The sequence below is a fragment of the Arthrobacter sp. CJ23 genome, from assembly GCF_024741795.1.
GTDB lineage: Bacteria > Actinomycetota > Actinomycetes > Actinomycetales > Micrococcaceae > Arthrobacter.
Genome location: NZ_CP102950.1, coordinates 961,212 through 978,505, shown reverse-complemented (window position 1 = coordinate 978,505; position 17,294 = coordinate 961,212). Strand labels below are relative to the sequence as shown.

General features: G+C 67.6%; 10 protein-coding genes and 1 pseudogene. 8 read left to right on the top strand and 3 right to left on the bottom strand.

Annotated features, from left to right (window positions below):
- Positions 1–29: 29 nt before the first annotated feature.
- The 3 genes from NVV90_RS04445 to NVV90_RS04435 are packed head-to-tail and all read left to right on the top strand — an operon-like array spanning position 30 to position 6,309.
- Entirely contained in the window at positions 30–2,021 is a 1,992-nt protein-coding gene (locus NVV90_RS04445; RefSeq protein WP_258439985.1) for a glycosyltransferase family 2 protein, read from the top strand.
- Complete coding sequence (locus tag NVV90_RS04440) at positions 2,018–5,335, top strand: response regulator (protein ID WP_258439984.1); 3,318 nt, start codon at positions 2,018–2,020, stop codon at positions 5,333–5,335. Before NVV90_RS04445 ends, NVV90_RS04440 begins: the two co-directional genes overlap by 4 nt.
- Positions 5,336–5,373: 38 nt before the next feature.
- Positions 5,374–6,309 carry a diguanylate cyclase gene (locus NVV90_RS04435; protein ID WP_258439983.1) on the top strand — a complete coding sequence of 312 codons (936 nt, stop codon included), beginning with the start codon at positions 5,374–5,376 and terminating at the stop codon, positions 6,307–6,309.
- Positions 6,310–6,345: 36 nt separating this feature from the next.
- Here NVV90_RS04435 and NVV90_RS04430 read toward each other — a convergent pair whose 3' ends face one another.
- Positions 6,346–8,259 (bottom strand): ABC transporter ATP-binding protein, encoded by a 1,914-nt coding sequence (locus NVV90_RS04430; protein ID WP_258439982.1) that lies wholly within the window; start codon positions 8,257–8,259, stop codon positions 6,346–6,348.
- Between the two features lie 5 nt (positions 8,260–8,264).
- Positions 8,265–9,925 (bottom strand): annotated as a pseudogene (locus tag NVV90_RS20955) (ABC-F family ATP-binding cassette domain-containing protein).
- Positions 9,926–10,135: 210 nt separating this feature from the next.
- Between NVV90_RS20955 and NVV90_RS04415 the strand changes: the two are divergent.
- The 5 genes from NVV90_RS04415 (at position 10,136) to NVV90_RS04395 (ending at position 14,078) form a co-directional block, all read left to right on the top strand.
- Positions 10,136–10,861 carry a hypothetical protein gene (locus NVV90_RS04415; protein WP_258439980.1) on the top strand — a complete coding sequence of 242 codons (726 nt, stop codon included), beginning with the start codon at positions 10,136–10,138 and terminating at the stop codon, positions 10,859–10,861.
- A complete protein-coding gene (locus NVV90_RS04410) occupies positions 10,858–11,583 on the top strand; it encodes a hypothetical protein (protein ID WP_258439979.1) in 726 nt (241 codons plus the stop codon). The genes NVV90_RS04415 and NVV90_RS04410 overlap by 4 nt, the downstream gene beginning before the upstream one ends.
- A gap of 196 nt (positions 11,584–11,779) precedes the next feature.
- On the top strand, positions 11,780–12,595 hold the full coding sequence (locus NVV90_RS04405; RefSeq protein WP_258439978.1) for an amino acid ABC transporter substrate-binding protein: 816 nt from the start codon (positions 11,780–11,782) through the stop codon (positions 12,593–12,595).
- The gene (locus tag NVV90_RS04400; RefSeq protein WP_258439977.1) at positions 12,596–13,255 is read left to right on the top strand and encodes an amino acid ABC transporter permease; all 660 of its coding nucleotides are present in this window, start codon (positions 12,596–12,598) and stop codon (positions 13,253–13,255) included.
- A complete protein-coding gene (locus NVV90_RS04395; RefSeq protein ID WP_309304094.1) occupies positions 13,242–14,078 on the top strand; it encodes an amino acid ABC transporter ATP-binding protein in 837 nt (278 codons plus the stop codon). The genes NVV90_RS04400 and NVV90_RS04395 overlap by 14 nt, the downstream gene beginning before the upstream one ends.
- 54 nt (positions 14,079–14,132) lie before the next feature.
- On the opposite strand, the gene NVV90_RS04390 is transcribed toward NVV90_RS04395, so the two are convergent.
- Positions 14,133–17,159 (bottom strand): glycoside hydrolase family 38 C-terminal domain-containing protein, encoded by a 3,027-nt coding sequence (locus NVV90_RS04390; protein WP_258439976.1) that lies wholly within the window; start codon positions 17,157–17,159, stop codon positions 14,133–14,135.
- Between the last annotated feature and the right edge of the window lie 135 nt (positions 17,160–17,294).

The window sequence follows — 17,294 nt, the reverse complement described above, 5'->3', positions numbered from 1 at the left end:
TGCATCGTCAGGTCCAGCTGGGGGATCTCATGCACTCTCTTGAACGAAACGTGCGCGGCGGTGATGTCGAAGAACGTGACACGGCCCGGGAAGTCCGGGCCGTCACGACGGCGGGCCTCGCGGCATGGACCGCTCAACTGGGTTCCCCCGCGCCCGAAGCGAAGCGTTCCCGCCGCATGGCCCGGATCGGCGGAATCGCCGCGATTGCCGCCTTGCTGCTGTATCTGATCTGGCGCATCGCGTTCACCATGCCGCTCGGCGGCTGGAACTCCGGGGTCGCCTGGACGCTGGTCATTTTTGAGGCCCTGCCCCTGGGCGGCCTGGTCCTGAAAGCCATCACCCTGTGGAACATCGACGGCCGCGCGCCGGAACCTGTCACGGAGGCCCCCAACGGCATGAGGGTGGCGTTGCTGATCCCCACATACAACGAGCCCGTCGAGGTCCTCGCACCCACTGTGGCCGCGGCCTGCGCACTCCAGCCGGCCCACGAGACCTGGGTGCTGGATGACGGCGACCGCCCGTGGGTCGCCGAGCTGTGTGCCTCCCTCGGTGCACGCTGTGTGACCCGTGCCGAACACGGCCACGCCAAGGCCGGCAACATGAACCACGCGCTGGACCTGATGGCAGCCGAGGAAGCAGCCGGCAGGCCCGCCATCGACGTCATCGCCGTGCTGGACTGCGACCATGTGCCGCTGCCGACGTTCCTGACAGCCACGCTCGGATGGTTCGCCCAGGAGGACATCGCCCTGGTGCAGGGTCCGCAGGCGTTCTACAACTCCGGAGCCTTCGACGACGACGGGATCTCCGGCGAGCAGGGGCTGTTCTTCAATGTGCAGATGCCTGCCCGCAACGTGGCCGGGGCGGGTCCGTTCTGGTGCGGCTCCACCTCGCTGCTGCGGGTCCGGGCCCTCCGCGAAGTGGGCGGAGTGGCCACGGAGACCATCACGGAGGACATGCACACCACCCTCAAGCTGATCCGGGCCGGTTGGACGACCGTCTACCACCACCAGACCCTGGCCGTGGGGCTGGCCCCTGCAACGGCGGACCAATACCTGCTGCAGCGCCGCCGCTGGGGCATGGGCGCGATGCAGATCCTGACCCACGAGCGGCTCTGGGCCGCCAAGAGCTGGCTGTCCTGGCGGAACTTCCACGAGTACCTCAACGGAACGTTGTGGTGGCTGGAAGGCGCCGGCACCCTGGTTGCATTCATCATCCCGGTGCTGGTCATGGCGTCGGGTGCCCAGACATCCACGGCTGGGCCCCTCGAGTTCGCGCTGGCCTTCGCCGCCATGTTCTTCATCCGGCTATGGGGCTCGAAGAGACTCATGCGCCACCAGATCCACTGGCCAACGGCGTTCGCCCTGCGGATCTTCCGCGTCCCGATCGGCCTAGCCTGCCTCTGGTGGCTGGTGTCCCGCAAGTCCTTGGAGTTTCAAGTCACCCCCAAGGGTGCCGCCGAAGAACGGCTCCGGGGACGCGCCCCGCGGTTGCTCATTGTCCTGATCGTCGTCGTGGCCGCTGTCATGCTTTACGCTGCCGCCGGGGTCCTGGGATGGGTGCCCTGGCGGACCAGTCCCGGGTCAACGGTCGCCTCGGGAGTGTGGCTGCTGCTGGCCGGGGTGGTCCTGGTGTTGGGAACCCTCCGGATCCGGGCCGCCGAATTCGCCACGTCCCGAAGGAGCGCCCACAGGGTCGCCATTGCGGTCCCGGTCACGGTCGACGGGGTTCCGGGGCAGCTCGTGGACATCTCCATGGGTGGAGCGGCCGTCACCCTGGCCTCCGGATCGCTGCCGGATACCGGAAGCGTGCTGCTGGAACTGCCGGGAGTCGAACCGCTTCCCCTGGACATCGTCCGCATGCGGCCAGCCCCCGGCGGGGTCCGGAATGCATCGCTGCGGGTCCGGGACGGCGATTGGGAGGCCTACCGCAGTCTCTCGCTGTGGCTGTTCCACACTCCCCCCAATGTCCTGCCCGGATTCCCGCCGGGCGTACCCGCCATCGCCTCAAGGGAGTCAACGTGACCGGAACGGCTCCGCGGCCGGCAGCTCAGCCGAAGCTGGGGTGGGCGATCGCCTTGGTGGGCGCCGCCGTCGTCGCGCTCGCCCTGGTTCTCGGGGCAAACCCGGGGACACCGGCTGCGCAGTCCGTTGGCGACTTCGCCATTCTGGCAGCGGCGCTGACCGCCGCCGCCAGCTGCGCCAGGGCAGCACTGAGGCATGGGGATGCGGCCCGGGCCTGGCGGTTCATGGCATATGCCACGCTCCTGTGGGCCGTTGGAATGACAATCTGGACGTATTACGGCCTCACCCAGGACCACGTCTATCCGTACCCCTCGCTGGCCGATGCGGGCTTCGTCGGTTACGGGGTACCGGCTGCCATCGCGCTCTTCCTTTTCCCGCGTCCCCGGACCTCCCGCGTGACTTCGCTGCGCACAGTGCTCGACGCCGCCGTCATTGCCACTGCCGTCCTGTTCATGAGCTGGGCCACCGTGCTGGGCCCCGTGTACAAGGCCGAGGGCCAGGACGTCCTCACGCACCTGACAGGCCTGGCCTATCCGGTGGTGGATGTTGTGATGGTTTCGGTGGTCCTGGTGCTTACCATGCGGAAGCAACCCGGAGAGCGGCTGCCCTGGCTCTGCCTGGGCGGTGGTTTGCTGGTACTGGCCGTCACGGACAGCGTCTACGTGAGGTTGACGTTCGACGGCGTCACGGGCGTGACCGGCACGCCGCTGGCCGCGGGCTGGGTCATCGCATTCCTCCTGATTGCCCTTGCCCCGCTGGCCCCGCACGCAGCGCGTTTCCGGAAGGACCTGCGCGTCTACACGCTGGCCCTGGAAATGGTTCCCTATATCCCGGTGGCGGGCGCCGTCATGGCCTCCCCCGTGCGCAGCGGACGCGGCCTGGACCAATTCCTGCTGGTGGTGGGCGTCAGCCTGCTGGTCATGGTGGTGGTCCGCCAGGTCCTGATGGTTCTTGAAAATGTCACCCTGACCAGTGACCTGGAAACCAAGGTAGCCCAGCGCACCGCGCAGCTCGAAGGCCTCGGCGCGATCGTAAACTCATCGGCCGACGCGATCGTGGGCCAGACGCCGGACGGCGTCATCACCAGCTGGAACCCCGGTGCCGAACGGATCTACGGATACCGCGCCGCCGAGGCCATCGGCAGGCATGTTTCCTTCCTCATTCCGGAAAACCTCCGGGATGGCGAGGATGTCCTCATGGCGGCGATCAGCACAGGGGGTGAAACACGCAGCTACGAGACGGACCGCCTGCGGGGGGACGGTTCCACGGTGAGCGTCTCCCTGACGATGTCCCCTATCCGCGGTGAGGCCGGCATCCACGGCGTCGCCACCATCGCCCAGGACATCACCGAGCGCCGGCTCGCACAGGCGGAGCTGGTGGCGGCCCGGGAGGCGGCCGAGGAATCCAGCCGCCTGAAGTCCGAATTCCTGGCCACCATGAGCCATGAGATCCGTACGCCGATGAACGGCGTCATCGGCTTGACGGCCCTCCTCCTGGACACGCCCCTGGAGGAGAACCAGCGCCAATACGCCGAGGGCGTCAAGGGCGCAGGCGAAGCCCTCCTGACCCTGATCAATGACATTCTGGACTTCTCGAAACTGGAGGCCGGCAAGGTCGACCTCGACCCCGCGCCTTTTGATCCGCGCCTGCTGGTGGAGGAACTCGCCTCCCTCCTCGCCGAGTCCGCACAGGCAAAGGGCCTGGAGCTCATCGCCTACTGCCGCCCGGAGGTTCCCCCGCTTCTGGTGGGAGACTCAGGACGGATCAGGCAGGTCCTGTTGAACCTGGCCTCCAATGCCGTGAAGTTCACGCATGCCGGAGAGGTCGTCATCAGCGTGAATGTGGTGGAGAAGGACTCCGAAAGGGTTAAGCTGCGCTTCGACGTCCGTGACACCGGGATCGGGATCGAGGCCGCAGACCATCTCCGGCTCTTTGAGTCGTTCTCCCAGGCCGATGCATCCACCACGCGCCGGTACGGCGGGACCGGCCTTGGTCTGGCGATATCCCGGCGCCTGACGGAGGTCATGGACGGCGAGATCGGTTTGACCAGCTCCTTGGGAGACGGCAGCACCTTCTGGGTCACTCTCCCTTTGCTGGTGGCGGGCCCCAGCCAAACTCCCCCCGTGCTTTCACCTGGCCAGCTGAACGGGCTCCGGGTCCTGGTGGTGGACGACAACGCGACCAACCGCCTGGTCCTGAAGGCGCAGCTGAAGGGCTGGCGGATGAACCCGGAAACCGTCGACGGCGGGCTGCAGGCCCTGGAACGGTGCCGCGAGGAAGCCGCCGCCGGGCGGCCCTTCGACATCGCCGTGCTGGACATGGTCATGCCCCGCATGAACGGCCTGGAGCTCGCCCGCGAGATCAGCGCCGACGCCGCGCTGGGAACCACGCGCATCATCATGCTGACCTCCACCATGCAGGTGGACAGGGCCGAACTTGTGGCCGCCGGCGTCCGGGAATGGCTGACGAAACCCGTGCGCAGCTCGGAGTTCTACGATCGGCTGATGCGCCTCGTGGCGGCCCGGCCAGCCGCGAAACCCGTGCCCGCCCCCGCGGCTCCCGTGGAAAGCACCGTGCCTTCGCGCGGCCTGGTCCTGGTAGTCGAGGACAATGAAGTCAACCAGTTGGTCGCCCGGAGCATGGTGGCAAAGCTGGGGTACCAGGTGGACGTGGTGGCAGACGGTGCGGAGGCGGTGGCCGCCACGGCAGCCACCGAGTACGCCGCCGTGCTGATGGATTGCCATATGCCCGTCATGGACGGTTTTGAAGCCACGCGGGCCATCCGGGCCCGGAGCAACGGGCAGCGGCGGCTGCCGGTCATTGCCATGACCGCCGGCGCCTTGGATGAGGACCGCGACCGCTGCCTCGCCGCCGGGATGGACGACTACCTCACCAAGCCGGTGGACGTGGACAGGCTGGACACGGTTCTCAGCAGGTGGATTACGGACGCGCCGGAGCCTGAGGGGGGCGAACCGGCACTGGACCCGGCACGGCTGGCGACGCTGCGCGAGCTCGGGCCGGCGGACGGGCAGGGCCTGTTGCCCGCTGCGGCCGAAGCTTTCCGGCAGGACATCCGCCCAAGCCTCGAAGCCATCCGCCGCGCCGTGGAAAACGGCGGCGGGCAGGCCCTCGAACAGGCAGCCCACAAACTGAAGGGCGCCGCCGCAAACATCGGGGCAAACCGCGCGGCACGGGTGTGCGGGGAACTGGAAAACGGCTCCGCTTCAACTGATCCCGGCCTGCTCACACGCCTCGAGGCAGAGCTCGCGCTGGTGGATGAAGCCCTGGACCGGGCACTGGCCGTGAGGCTATGAAGACGACGCCGTGAAGATGACGATGTGAAGGTGACGCTGTGAAGGTACTCGTAGCCGATGACGATGCCGGTTCGCGTATGGTGGCAAAGGCTGCCGTGGAGCAGTCCGGACACGAATGCATCGTGGCCGCAGACGGGAACGCCGCCTGGGAGCTGTACCAGAGCCATCGCCCACACGTTGTGGTGACGGACCTGGTGATGCCCGGACTTGACGGACTGGACCTGTGCCGCGCCATCCGCTCCGCCGAACAGGATTCCTACACTTATCTGGTCCTGGTGACGTCGAAGGGATCGCGGGAGGACGTGGTGGCAGGCATGCAGGCCGGCGCGGATGATTACGTGACCAAGCCGCTGGACCCGTTCACCCTGCACACGCGCCTCCTGGTTGCGCTCCGGGTGACGACCTTGCATGCGGACCTTGCCCATTACCGCGCCGCGCTCTCGGAACAGGCGCGGACCGATCCGTTGACCAAGCTGTACAACCGGCTGAAACTCACGGAGGACCTCGAACGGCTGCACAGCAGCAGTGCGCGGTACGGGCACGACTACAGCCTGGCCATCTGCGATGTGGACAATTTCAAGAGCTACAACGACATCTACGGCCACCAGGCCGGCGATGCCGCGCTGCAGGCAGTGGCCACCTCGCTCGCACGGCAGGGCCGGCAAAGCGACGGTGTCTACCGCTTCGGCGGCGAAGAATTCCTCCTGGTGCTCCCCGGCCAATCCGCGTCCGGGGCAGAGGCCATGCTGGAGCGTGCCCTGGCGGCCGTACAGGGCCTGGGCATCGCCCACGCCGGCAACCCTTCCGGTGTCCTGACCCTGAGCGCAGGCATTTCCTCCTACACGGCGGAGCACCGGGTCAGCAATGACCGGATCCTGAACGAGGCCGACGTCGCACTGTACACGGCCAAGGCGGCCGGGAGGAACCGCGTGGAGCTTGCGGCCGAGATCCGCCAGATGGTGCACGGACGCTGAGCCCGCACCGAAGCGGGCCGGGCTGAACCCAGCCGGCTACAGCTCCGGGACGGCTTCCTCGGCCACGGCCGTGGCCTCTGCGAATTGGGTCCGGTACAGCTCGGCGTAGCGCCCCTCGGCGGCCAGCAGCTCCGTGTGCGTGCCCCGTTCCACGATCGAACCGTCTTCGACCACCAGGATCACGTCGGCAGCCCGGATGGTGGAGAGCCGGTGTGCGATCACGACGGCGGTGCGCCCCTCGAGCGCCTCGCCCAGGGCCGCCTGGACGGCGGCCTCGTTGGTGGAGTCGAGCGCGGCCGTGGCCTCGTCGAGGATGACCACGCGAGGCTGGGCAATCAGCAGGCGGGCGATGGTGAGCCGCTGGCGTTCACCCCCGGAGAGCCGGTAGCCGCGCTCGCCCACCACGGTGTCCAGTCCGTCGGGCAAGGAGCGGATCATGGCTTCGAGGCGGGCGCGCCGGAGCACATCCCACATGTCCTCCTCCGTTGCCTCCGGCCGGGCCAGGCGCAGGTTCGAGGCGATGCTCTCGTGGAAGAGGTGGCCGTCCTGGGTGACCATGCCGAGGGTTCCCCTCAGCGAATCGAAGGTGGCGTCACGGACGTCCAGGCCGGTCCTGGGGCCGTGGCCGCCCAGGCGCACGGCGCCGGAGTCGACGTCGTACAGGCGGGACAGCAGCTGGGCGACGGTGGACTTTCCCGCACCCGAGGAACCCACCAGGGCAACCGTCTGGCCCGGCTCCACGCGGAAGCTGATGCCGTGGAGCACCTCTTCGCCACCGCGGGTATCCAGCGTGGACACATCCTCGAGCGAGGCCAGCGAAACTTTGTCCGCGGAGGGGTAGGCGAAGCGGACGTCGTCGAATTCCACCGCCACGGGCCCGGCCGGAACAGCCACGGCACCGGGCTTTTCCTGGATGAGCGGCTTTAGGTCCAGGATTTCGAACACCCGTTCAAAGCTGACCAGTGCACTCATGATTTCGACGCGGGCATTGGACAACGCCGTGAGTGGCGCATAGAGGCGGGTGAGGAGGAGCGCGAGCACCACGACGTCGCCGGCGGCCAGCTGCCCTTCGATGGCGAGCCACCCACCCAGGCCGTAGACCAGTGCCAAGGCAAGGGCGGACACCAGCGTGAGCGCGGTGACGAACGTGAACTGGAGCATGGCGGTGCGGATGCCGATGTCCCGCACCCGGCCGGCGCGCAGCGCGAATTCGTGTGATTCCTCATCCGGCCGGCCGAAGAGCTTCACCAGGGTGGCGCCCGGGGCAGAGAAGCGCTCGGTCATCTGGGTTCCCATGGCGGCATTGTGGGAGGCTGCCTCGCGGCGCAGATCGGCAAGCTTGGAGCCCATGCGCCGGGCCGGGATCAGGAAGATCGGCAGCAGGACCATGGCCAGGACCGTCACCAGCCAGGAGGTGTTCAGCATGACGATGAGCGTCAGAGCCAGGGCCACGACGTTGCTGACCACTCCGGAGAGGGTGCCGGCGAAGGCCGACTGGGCCCCGATGACATCGTTATTCAGGCGGCTGACCAGGGCGCCGGTGCGGGTCCTGGTGAAGAACGCGATCGGCATGCGCTGGACATGGTCGAACACCCGTGTGCGCAGGTCCACGATGACGCCTTCGCCGATGGTGGAGGACAGCCAGCGGGTCACCAGGCCCACCCCGGCTTCGGCCACGGCCACGATGGCGATGAGCGCCGCTAGCCAGATCACGGTGCCGGTGCCGGCCCGGGCGATGATGGAGTCCACCACCTGCCCGGCCAGGACCGGGGTGGCCACGGCCAGCACGGCGCCGGCGATGGACAGCAGCACGAAGGCGATGAGCTTGCCACGGTGCGGGACGGCGAAGCCCAGCACCCGTTTGAGCGTTTCCTTCGAGAAGGGCTGCGAGCCGGACTTGGCCCGGGTGATGTTGTACAGCGAGCTCCAGGCCACGCGGTCCATGCTCACGGTTCTTAGCGCTCCTGACGGGGGGTGTGGTGGAGTTCCTTCACGGTGCCGTCCTCCACGTGCCAGCGCACATCGAGGCGGACGTTTTCAAGCAGCCGGCGGTCGTGCGTGACCAGCAACAGCGCACCTTCGTAGCTTTCGAGGGCTTCCTCGAGCTGTTCTATGGCGGGCAGGTCAAGGTGGTTGGTGGGTTCGTCCAGGACCAGCAGGTTCACGCCGCGCGCCTGCAGCAGGGCCAGGGCGGCGCGGGTGCGCTCGCCCGGGGACAGCGAGTCCACGGTCCGCGAGGTGTGGTCCGCCTTGAGCCCGAACTTGGCCAGGAGCGTGCGGACGTCCGCGCTGTTCCAGTCGGCCAGCACGGTCTCCACGGCGTCACCCAGCGGCCGGCCGCCGTCGAGCAATCCGCGGGCCTGGTCGATCTCGCCGATGGCCACCGAGGCACCCATGGAGGCGTCGCCGTCGTCGGGCTGTTGCGTTCCGAGCAGCAGCCGCAGGAGGGTCGATTTCCCGGCGCCGTTGGGGCCGGTGATGCCGATGCGCTCGCCGCCGTTCAGCTGCAGGCTCACCGGCCCGAGGGTGAAGTCGCCTTGGCGCGCGACCGCACCGCGCAGGGTCGCGACGACGGCGCTGGAGCGGGGAGCCTGGCCGATGCTGAACTGCAGCTGCCACTCCTTCCGCGGCTCTTCGACCTCGTCCAGCCGGGCGATGCGCGATTCCATCTGCCGCACCTTCTGGGCCTGCTTTTCCGAGGACTCGGTGCTGGCGGCGCGGCGGATCTTGTCGTTGTCCGGGTTCTTCTTCATGGCGTTCCGGACGCCCTGCGAGCTCCATTCGCGCTGCGTACGGGCCCGGGAGACGAGATCGGCCTTGGTGGAGGCGAACTCCTCGTACCGTTCGCGGGCGTGCCGCTTGGCCACGGCGCGTTCCTCGAGGAAGGACTCATAGCCGCCGTCGTACACGGCCACGGAGTTCTGGGCGAGGTCCAGTTCCACGATCCTGGTGACGCAGCGGGCAAGGAATTCGCGGTCGTGGGATACCAGCACCACGCCGCCGCGCAGGCCCTGCACGAAGGATTCCAGCCGGGCCAGACCGTCAAGGTCGAGGTCGTTGGTGGGTTCGTCGAGGAGGACGACGTCGAAGCGGCTCAGCAGGAGGGCGGCGAGCGCCACGCGGGCGGTTTGTCCGCCGGAGAGGCCGGTCATCAGGGCGTCCGTGCCCAGTTCCAGCCCCAGCTCGGCCAGGACGGCGGGGATGCGGTCCTCGAGGTCGGCCGCGCCGGAGGCCATCCAGCGGTCGAAGGCGAGCGAGTACGCGTCATCGCTGCCGGGGCGCCGCTGCCCAGGGCCTCGGCGGTGGTCTCCATTTCCTGGGTGGCGTGGGCACAGCCGGTGCGCCGGGCAATGTACGCCGCGATCGTTTCGCCATCGGTACGTTCATGTTCCTGGGGCAGCCAGCCGACGAAGGCGTCCGAAGGTGCCAGGTTGACGGCGCCCTCCTGGGGCTGGTCAACGCCGGCCAGCAGTCGCAGCAGGGTGGACTTTCCCGCGCCGTTTGCGCCGACGACGCCCACCACGTCGCCCGGGGCGACCGTCAGGGAGAGTTTGGAGAACAAGGTGCGGTGGCCGTGGCCCCCGGCGAGTTCCTTGGCGACCAAGGTTGCAGTCATTTTTCAATCCTCTCACTGTGCCCCTGCGGCGGGAAAAGCCGCGGGCATGGAAAAACCCGCCGGTCCGGACTTGGGGGGTGTACGGACCAGCGGGTTCAGTGATCAAGCATAATTCACGAGGGGCCTTATCGTAAAATCAAGCACTGTCTCGGTTTCAGCCGGCCGCCGGCCCTGATCTTCATGACTTGACCAAGCAGTAGAATGCTGCATATGCCCCTCCCATCCAAGGCGTTCCAACGCTGGCTGCACGGGATCGCACCCGACGCCAGCACGGCCGACGTCTGCAGGATCTCGGGGATCAAGCGCACCACCCTGGCCCAGCAGCTGGTCCGGGGCAAGGTGGCGGAGGCAACCCTGGTAAGCATCAGCAGGGCCTTCAACGTCAACCCCGTGGCCGCACTGGCCGCCTTCGAGGCCTATGCCGGGCTGGCCGGCGACCCCGTGCCGCCCACCCCCGCGGAGCTCGTAAGCCAGATCGACACCTTTGACCTGCTGCGAGCCCTGGTGGCCCGCTCCGAGGCCGGGACCGCCGGTCCGGAACATTCCCTGGCGCCGACGCCGCATGCCAGTTCCGTGCGGAACTGGGTGGAGGCCATCGACGACGGTGAGCTGCGGCACCGCGTGAGCGAAGCCACCGGGATCGCGCCCCAGAACTTTTCCGCCCACCTGACGGCCAACCGGCTCCCGCCAGAGCTGGCCGTCGCCACCTCGCGCGCGGCCGGCGTCGGCCCTGCCGGTGGACTCGTGGCGAGCGGGCTGGTCACGGAAGCCGAGGCCGGCTGGCCCGCCGGAGCCCGGCAGGAGGCCCTCGACCGGATGACGCGCGGCGAGCTGGCCCTGCTGGCCGGCGAGAGACTCCAAGCGCTGGGCAAATCCCTGCGCCGCCAAGAACAAGACCACGAACGCACCGAACGTATTTGGGAGAACCTCGGATGACAGCCATCCTGCCTTGGGCCACGCTGACTGTCTGCCTCCTGATTGCCGTTGCCCGCATCCCGAGTGCCATCCGCGGCGAGAACAGGGCTCTGTTTTACCTCTTCTCGTTGATCACCCTGGACATCCTCCTAAGCATCGAGGGCCCGTACCTGGCCATCGATTCCTGGCTTGGCGGTTTCAACCTGACCAACCTGCTGCTTCGTTTCCTGCTGTACGGCACCTTCCTGCTTCTGGGCGTCAAGCTCGCCACAGGCTTCGGCTCCCCCGCCGGCGTCCGGGCCATCGCCGGACGGGCCGGCCTGGCCGTGCTGGTGATCGTCGCGGCCCTCACCGCCGGGTTCTTCCTGGCGACGGACACGCGAGGATCCACGGTGGGCCTGACCGAGCTGGACTGGGGTCCCTCGCTGGAGGCCTACGCGGCGCTGGGACGGCTGTACCCGAGCTACGTTGCGGTGTGCCTGGTGCCGGGCATCGGGCGCACTGTGGCGGGCGCCGGGCCCCTGCTGCTGCGTGGAGCGTCGGCCCTGCTGCTGCTGGGCCTGCTGCTGCTGGTGTCTACCCAGGCTTTCCCGCTCATCCCCCTGGACAACGCGTGGCTAAAGCCGTTGATCAATTATTCCGCGGCGCTGGCCACGGTCCTGGGACTGGGCGGCATCTGGCTCTCCAAGGCCTATTACCGGAGAAAGTCACAAGGCGACCCAGGAATTTCACAAAAGCATTAGAGCATGGCACAATCATGAATGTGTGAATGAGGTTGCTGCCTGGCACCGGGATCAATGAACGGGTTTTCGGTGACCGTGGCGCCCTCAGGATCACATTTGGGGGGATGAGTGGTGGCGGACTGTTGGGGACCGCCCCCACTCAGCCTTTTTAACGGCCCTGCCGGAGTCCCCTCGCCGCCGTGAGTAGGATGGCTGCATGAACAGCCTGCACACGCGTCGTACCGCCCTCGCCTCCACCCTTGCTGCCATCGCCCTGGCGCTGTCCGCCTGCGGCGGATCGTCGACGCCGGCGCAGACGAGCGGCGACACCTCGCTGTCCGATGTGACGGCCAAGGGCGAAATCGTCATCGCCACGGAAGGCACGTACCGGCCCTTCAGCTTCCATGCCGAGGGGGCGGGAAAGTTGACGGGCTTCGACGTCGAGATCGCCGAGGCGGTGGCGGGCAAGCTGGGCGTCAAGGCCACGTTCCAGGAGACCCAGTTCGACGGCATCTTCGCCGGCCTCGATTCCAAGCGTTTCGACACGATCGCCAACCAGATCTCCATCAACGCAGAGCGCAAGGCCAAGTACGATTTCTCCACCCCGTACACAGTGTCCACGGGCGTGGTGGTGACGAAATCGGACAACTCCAGCATCAACTCCTTCGCCGACCTCAAGGGCAAGTCCACGGCACAGTCGCTGACCAGCAACTTCTACAAGATGGCCGTGGAGGCCGGAGCCAACGTACAGGCCGTCGAGGGCTGGGCGCAGGCCGCCACATTGGTACGCCAGGGACGCGTGGATGCCGTGGTGAACGACAAACTCACCTACCTCGACTACGCCAAGAGCACCCCGGACTCCGGCCTGAAGATCGCCGCCGAGACCACCGAGAAGACGGACAGCGCCTTCGTCTTCCGCAAGGGTTCCACGGCCCTCGCCGCCGCCGTGGACAAGGCCCTGGCGGAGCTGCGCGCCGACGGCACGCTGGCCACGATCTCCACGAAATACTTCGGCGCGGACGTCACCAAGTAAATGAACTGGGATCTCGTCTGGAGTTCCTTCGGGCCGATCATCGGCGGCGCCATCACCGGGACCATCCCCGTGACCTTGGTGTCGTTCTTCTTCGGGATCCTGCTGGCCCTGGTGGTGGCACTCATGCGGCTGAGCCCCAATCCGGTGATCACCGGCGTCGCGCGTTTCTACGTCTCCGTCATCCGCGGCACGCCCCTGCTCGTCCAGCTGTTCGTGATCTTCTACGGCCTGCCGACCCTCGGCGTGAAGCTGGACCCGTGGCCCAGCGCCATCATCGCGTTCTCCCTGAACGTGGGCGGCTACGCGGCCGAAATCATCCGCGCGGCCATCCTGTCCGTGCCCAAGGGGCAATGGGAAGCCGGACACACCATCGGCATGTCCCGGCCGCAGACGCTGCTGCGCATCATCCTGCCCCAGGCAGCCCGGGTGTCCGTGCCGCCGCTGTCCAACACCTTCATTTCGCTGGTCAAGGACACCTCGCTGGCGTCGCTCATCCTGGTGACCGAGCTCTTCCGCAATGCCCAGCAGATCGCCGCCTTCAGCCAGGAGTTCATGATCCTGTACCTGCAGGCGGCCCTGGTGTACTGGGTCATCTGCCTCGTCCTCTCCACCGGGCAATCCGCGCTGGAGAAGAGATTGGACCGATATGTCGCCCACTGATACACCGGACCTCCACGGACCAGGACAGGGCCAGCGCGAGCCGCGCGTCACCACGGTGCTGTCCGCCCGGAACCTGGCCAAGGCCTTCGGCAGCAACGTGGTGCTCCGCGACATCGACCTCGACATCCGCCGCGGCCAGGTGGTGGCCCTGATCGGGCCGTCCGGCTCGGGCAAGACCACGGTGCTCCGCTCGCTCAACGGCCTCGAAGTGCCCGACGCCGGGACCGTCACCTTCGCGGGGCCAGCCGCCGCTGCGGGCCCCGGGCTGGCGATCGACTTCTCAGCCAAGGTGGGCAAGAAGGAAATTGCCGCGCTCCGTGACCGCAGCGCCATGGTCTTCCAGCACTACAACCTGTTTCCGCACATGACGGTGCTGAAGAACATCATCGAGGGGCCGGTCCAGGTCCAGAAGCGTCCGCGCGCCGAGGCCATCGAGGAAGCCGAGCGCCTGCTGGACAGGGTGGGCCTCAAGGACAAACGCGACGCCTACCCCTTTGAACTGTCCGGCGGCCAGCAGCAGCGCGTCGGGATCGTGCGGGCCCTGGCCCTGAAGCCGCAGCTGCTGCTCTTCGATGAGCCCACCTCGGCCCTGGATCCCGAGCTGGTGGGCGAGGTCCTGGGAGTCATCAAGGAACTGGCCGAGGAAGGCTGGACCATGGTGATCGTGACCCATGAGCTCGCCTTTGCCCAGCATGTGGCCGACGAGGTCATCTTCATGGACGGTGGCGTGGTGGTGGAACGGGGACCCGCCGCCGAAGTGCTCCGGGCACCCCGGCAGGAGCGCACCAAGCTGTTCGTCAAACGCCTGCAGCACGACGTCTAAGCCCTGCTGGCCCGCGGTTGGGCAGGTACAGCTCAGCGGCCAGGTGGGTACAGCTCAGCGGGTGAAGCGCAGGGTCACCAGCTGGAAGGGACGCAGCACCAGTTCCGCGGAGCCCGTGCCGGCCGCCACGCCGGGAGCGTCAACGGCCCGTTCGAGGAGGTCCACGGAGTGCACCGCACGGGAGTCGAAGTTCGCCGTCACCACGCCGGCGGAGCGCTCCCCCAGTGATTCGTAGAGCCGCACAATGACGTCCCCGGAGCCGTCCTCGGCCAGCTTGACGGCCTCAACCACCAGTGCCGGGTTGGACACGGTGAAGAGCGGTTCGGCGGCCTTGGCTCCCTTGACGAGCCGGGGCTTGAGGTTGGTGCGGTAGCCCTCCTCCACGGCGTCCGCGATCTCCGCCCCGGGCCTGATGCTCAGTTCCAGGACGTGTTCGCCGCGGTCGGCCTGCGGATCCGGGAACTTGGCCGCGCGCAGCAGGGACACCCGGATGTTGGTGGTGGTGCCGCCGTCTGCCCGGATGGCCCGCGTCACGTCGTGTCCGTAGCTGGAGGCGTTGGACACGGCCACGCCGTAGCCGGGCTCGCCCACGTGGATCCAGCGGTGCGCACAGATTTCGAACTTCGCCGCCTCCCACGAGGTATTGGTGTGGGTGGCACGGAAGATGTGGCCGAACTGGGTTTCCGAGGCCGAACGGTCAGCGCGGACGTCCAGCGGGAAGCCGATCTTGAGCAGCTTTTCGCGTTCCTGCCAGTCCACGGCCGTGGAAATCCCCAGTGACGGGGCGCCGGCCTCGAGCGAGATCCGCTGCGTGACCTTGGAGTCCCCCACCGTCCGTTCCACCACGACGACGGCGTCCCCGCCGTGCAGCTCGAGCGTCAGGGATTGGGCCTCGGTCACCGAGGTGACGTTGCGGCGGTAGAACTCGTCGATGTCCCAGGCGTCCCATTCGTTGGGGGTGTCCCGGTGCAGTTCCAGGTGGTTGCCGAACTGCCCGGGAGCGATCGCTTCGCGGCCGCTGGCGTGGTCCACGAGGGAGGTCAGCAGTCCGTTGGCGTCCAGCACGGCGCGCACGATGCCGTTGTCCAGGATGTATCCGCCAGCGGATCCGGTGGCGACCACAGGCCGGACGGCCGGCACCGCTTCAGCGGCCGCGAAGGCCTGGACGCCGCTGCGGGCGTGCGGGGCGGCATTGAGCAGGAATTCCTTGCTGCCCTTGCCGAGCAGCGCCCCGGCGGCCTCCGCGATGATGGCCTCGAGGTCCCGGGCCACGGCGGCATAGTTCCGTTCGGCGTCCTGGTGGACCCAGGCGATGGAACTGCCGGGCAGGATGTCGTGGAACTGCTGCAGCAGCACCAGGCGCCACAGGCGCTTGAGTTCCGCGGCAGGGTAGGCGAACGCGCCGCCCGAGCGGACAGCCGCCGTCGAGCACCACAGCTCCGCCTCCCGCAGCAGGTGCTCGCTGCGCCGGTTGCCCTGCTTGGTGTTGGCCTGGCTGGTGTAGGTGCCACGGTGCAGCTCGAGGTACATCTCCCCCACCCAGACGGGAAGGTTCGGGTCCTCGGCCTCGGCCGTGGTGAAGAATTCCTTGGCCGTGCCCATCCGGACCTTGGGCGATCCCTCCAGGTCCGCGGTGCGGTGCGCGGCGGCCACCATTTCGCGCGTGGGTCCGCCGCCGCCGTCGCCGTATCCGAACGGCACCAGCGAGGTGCGGCCGCGGCCGTGGTCGCGGTAGTTGCGCTCCGCGTGGGCAAGCTCGCGGCCGCTCAGTTCGGAGTTGTAGGTGTCCACGGGCGGGAAGTGCGTGAACAGGCGCGTGCCGTCGATGCCCTCCCAGTTGAAGGTGTGGTGCGGCATCCGGTTGACCTGGTTCCAGGAGATCTTCTGCGTGAGGAACCAGCGCGAGCCGGCGGACTTGACGATCTGCGGCAAGGCACCGGAGTAGCCGAAGGAATCCGGCAGCCAGGCTTCCTGGCAGTCGACGTCGAACTCCTTCAGGAAGAAGCTCTTGCCCTCCACGAACTGGCGGGCCATGGCCTCGCCGCCGGGCATGTTGGTGTCCGATTCCACCCACATGCCGCCCACGGGCATGAACTGGCCGCTCTTGACCTTTTCGCGGATGCGGATGAAGAGCTCCGGGTAGAAATCCTTGATCCAGGCAAGCTGCTGGGCGGACGAGCAGGAGAACACGAAGTCAGGGTGCTCGTCCATGAGGGCCACCACATTGGAGAACGTCCGGGCACACTTGCGGATGGTTTCGCGGACCGGCCAGAGCCAGGCCGAGTCGATGTGGGCGTGGCCCGTGGCGAGGAGTTCGTGCGCCGAGGCATAGGCGGGCCGGCTGAGGACCTCGGCCAAGGCTTCCCGGCCTGCGGCAGCGGTGCCGGGCACGTCGTCCGGGTCCATGGTGTCCAGCATGCGTTCGAGGGCCCGCAGGATTTCGTGGCGCCGGGGCTGGTCAATGGGGAGCTCGTGCATCAGGCCGCTGAGGGTCCAGATGTCCTGGTTCAGCTCCCAAACGGTTTCGTTGAGCTCGGCGATGGCGATGCGGCCCAGCCGGTATTTGGGCTCGTCCCCCGAGCTGGCTTTGTCGCCGAGCGGAGTCTCGGCGAAGCTCCAGCCCTGGGCAACGTCAGGGTTGGCAGCTGCCTCCACGTAGAAGTCCACGGACATGCCGCTGCCCAGCAGCTTGAGCGGGACGTGGTGATTGCGCGGCGAGATGGCCTTGATGATGCTGCCGTCCGGGCGCCAGGCGATGCCTTCGCACTGGAAGCCGGGGGCATCGGCGCTGAAGCCGAGGTCCACCACAATCTCGACGGCGGTGCCATCCGCGGTGCCCCAGCCTTCCGGGACTTCGCCCCGCAGCCGGAGCCACTTGGTGCTCCAGGGCCTGCCCCAGGCCGCGTTGTGTTCCTGCTCGACGAAGGGCTGGTGCAGCGCCTTGGCGGCCGGCACGGGTTCGCCGGGAACATCCCAACTGCTCAGGGAAAGGGGCACCGAGCGGCCGTAGATGGCAGGGACAAGCCGCTCCCGAACAAATCGGTCGAGGCGTTTCTCTGTGATCCGGCGGTCATCGTGCAATGAAGTTCTCCCTGGGCGCTTGACGGAGTCGCAATGCTACGTGCCGGCAGTTCCAAGCCTAGCCACGCGGGGTTGCATTTCCTAAGGCAACTACGATTCCATTCGATGGATAAAATCTACGTCGTTTGCCCGCTC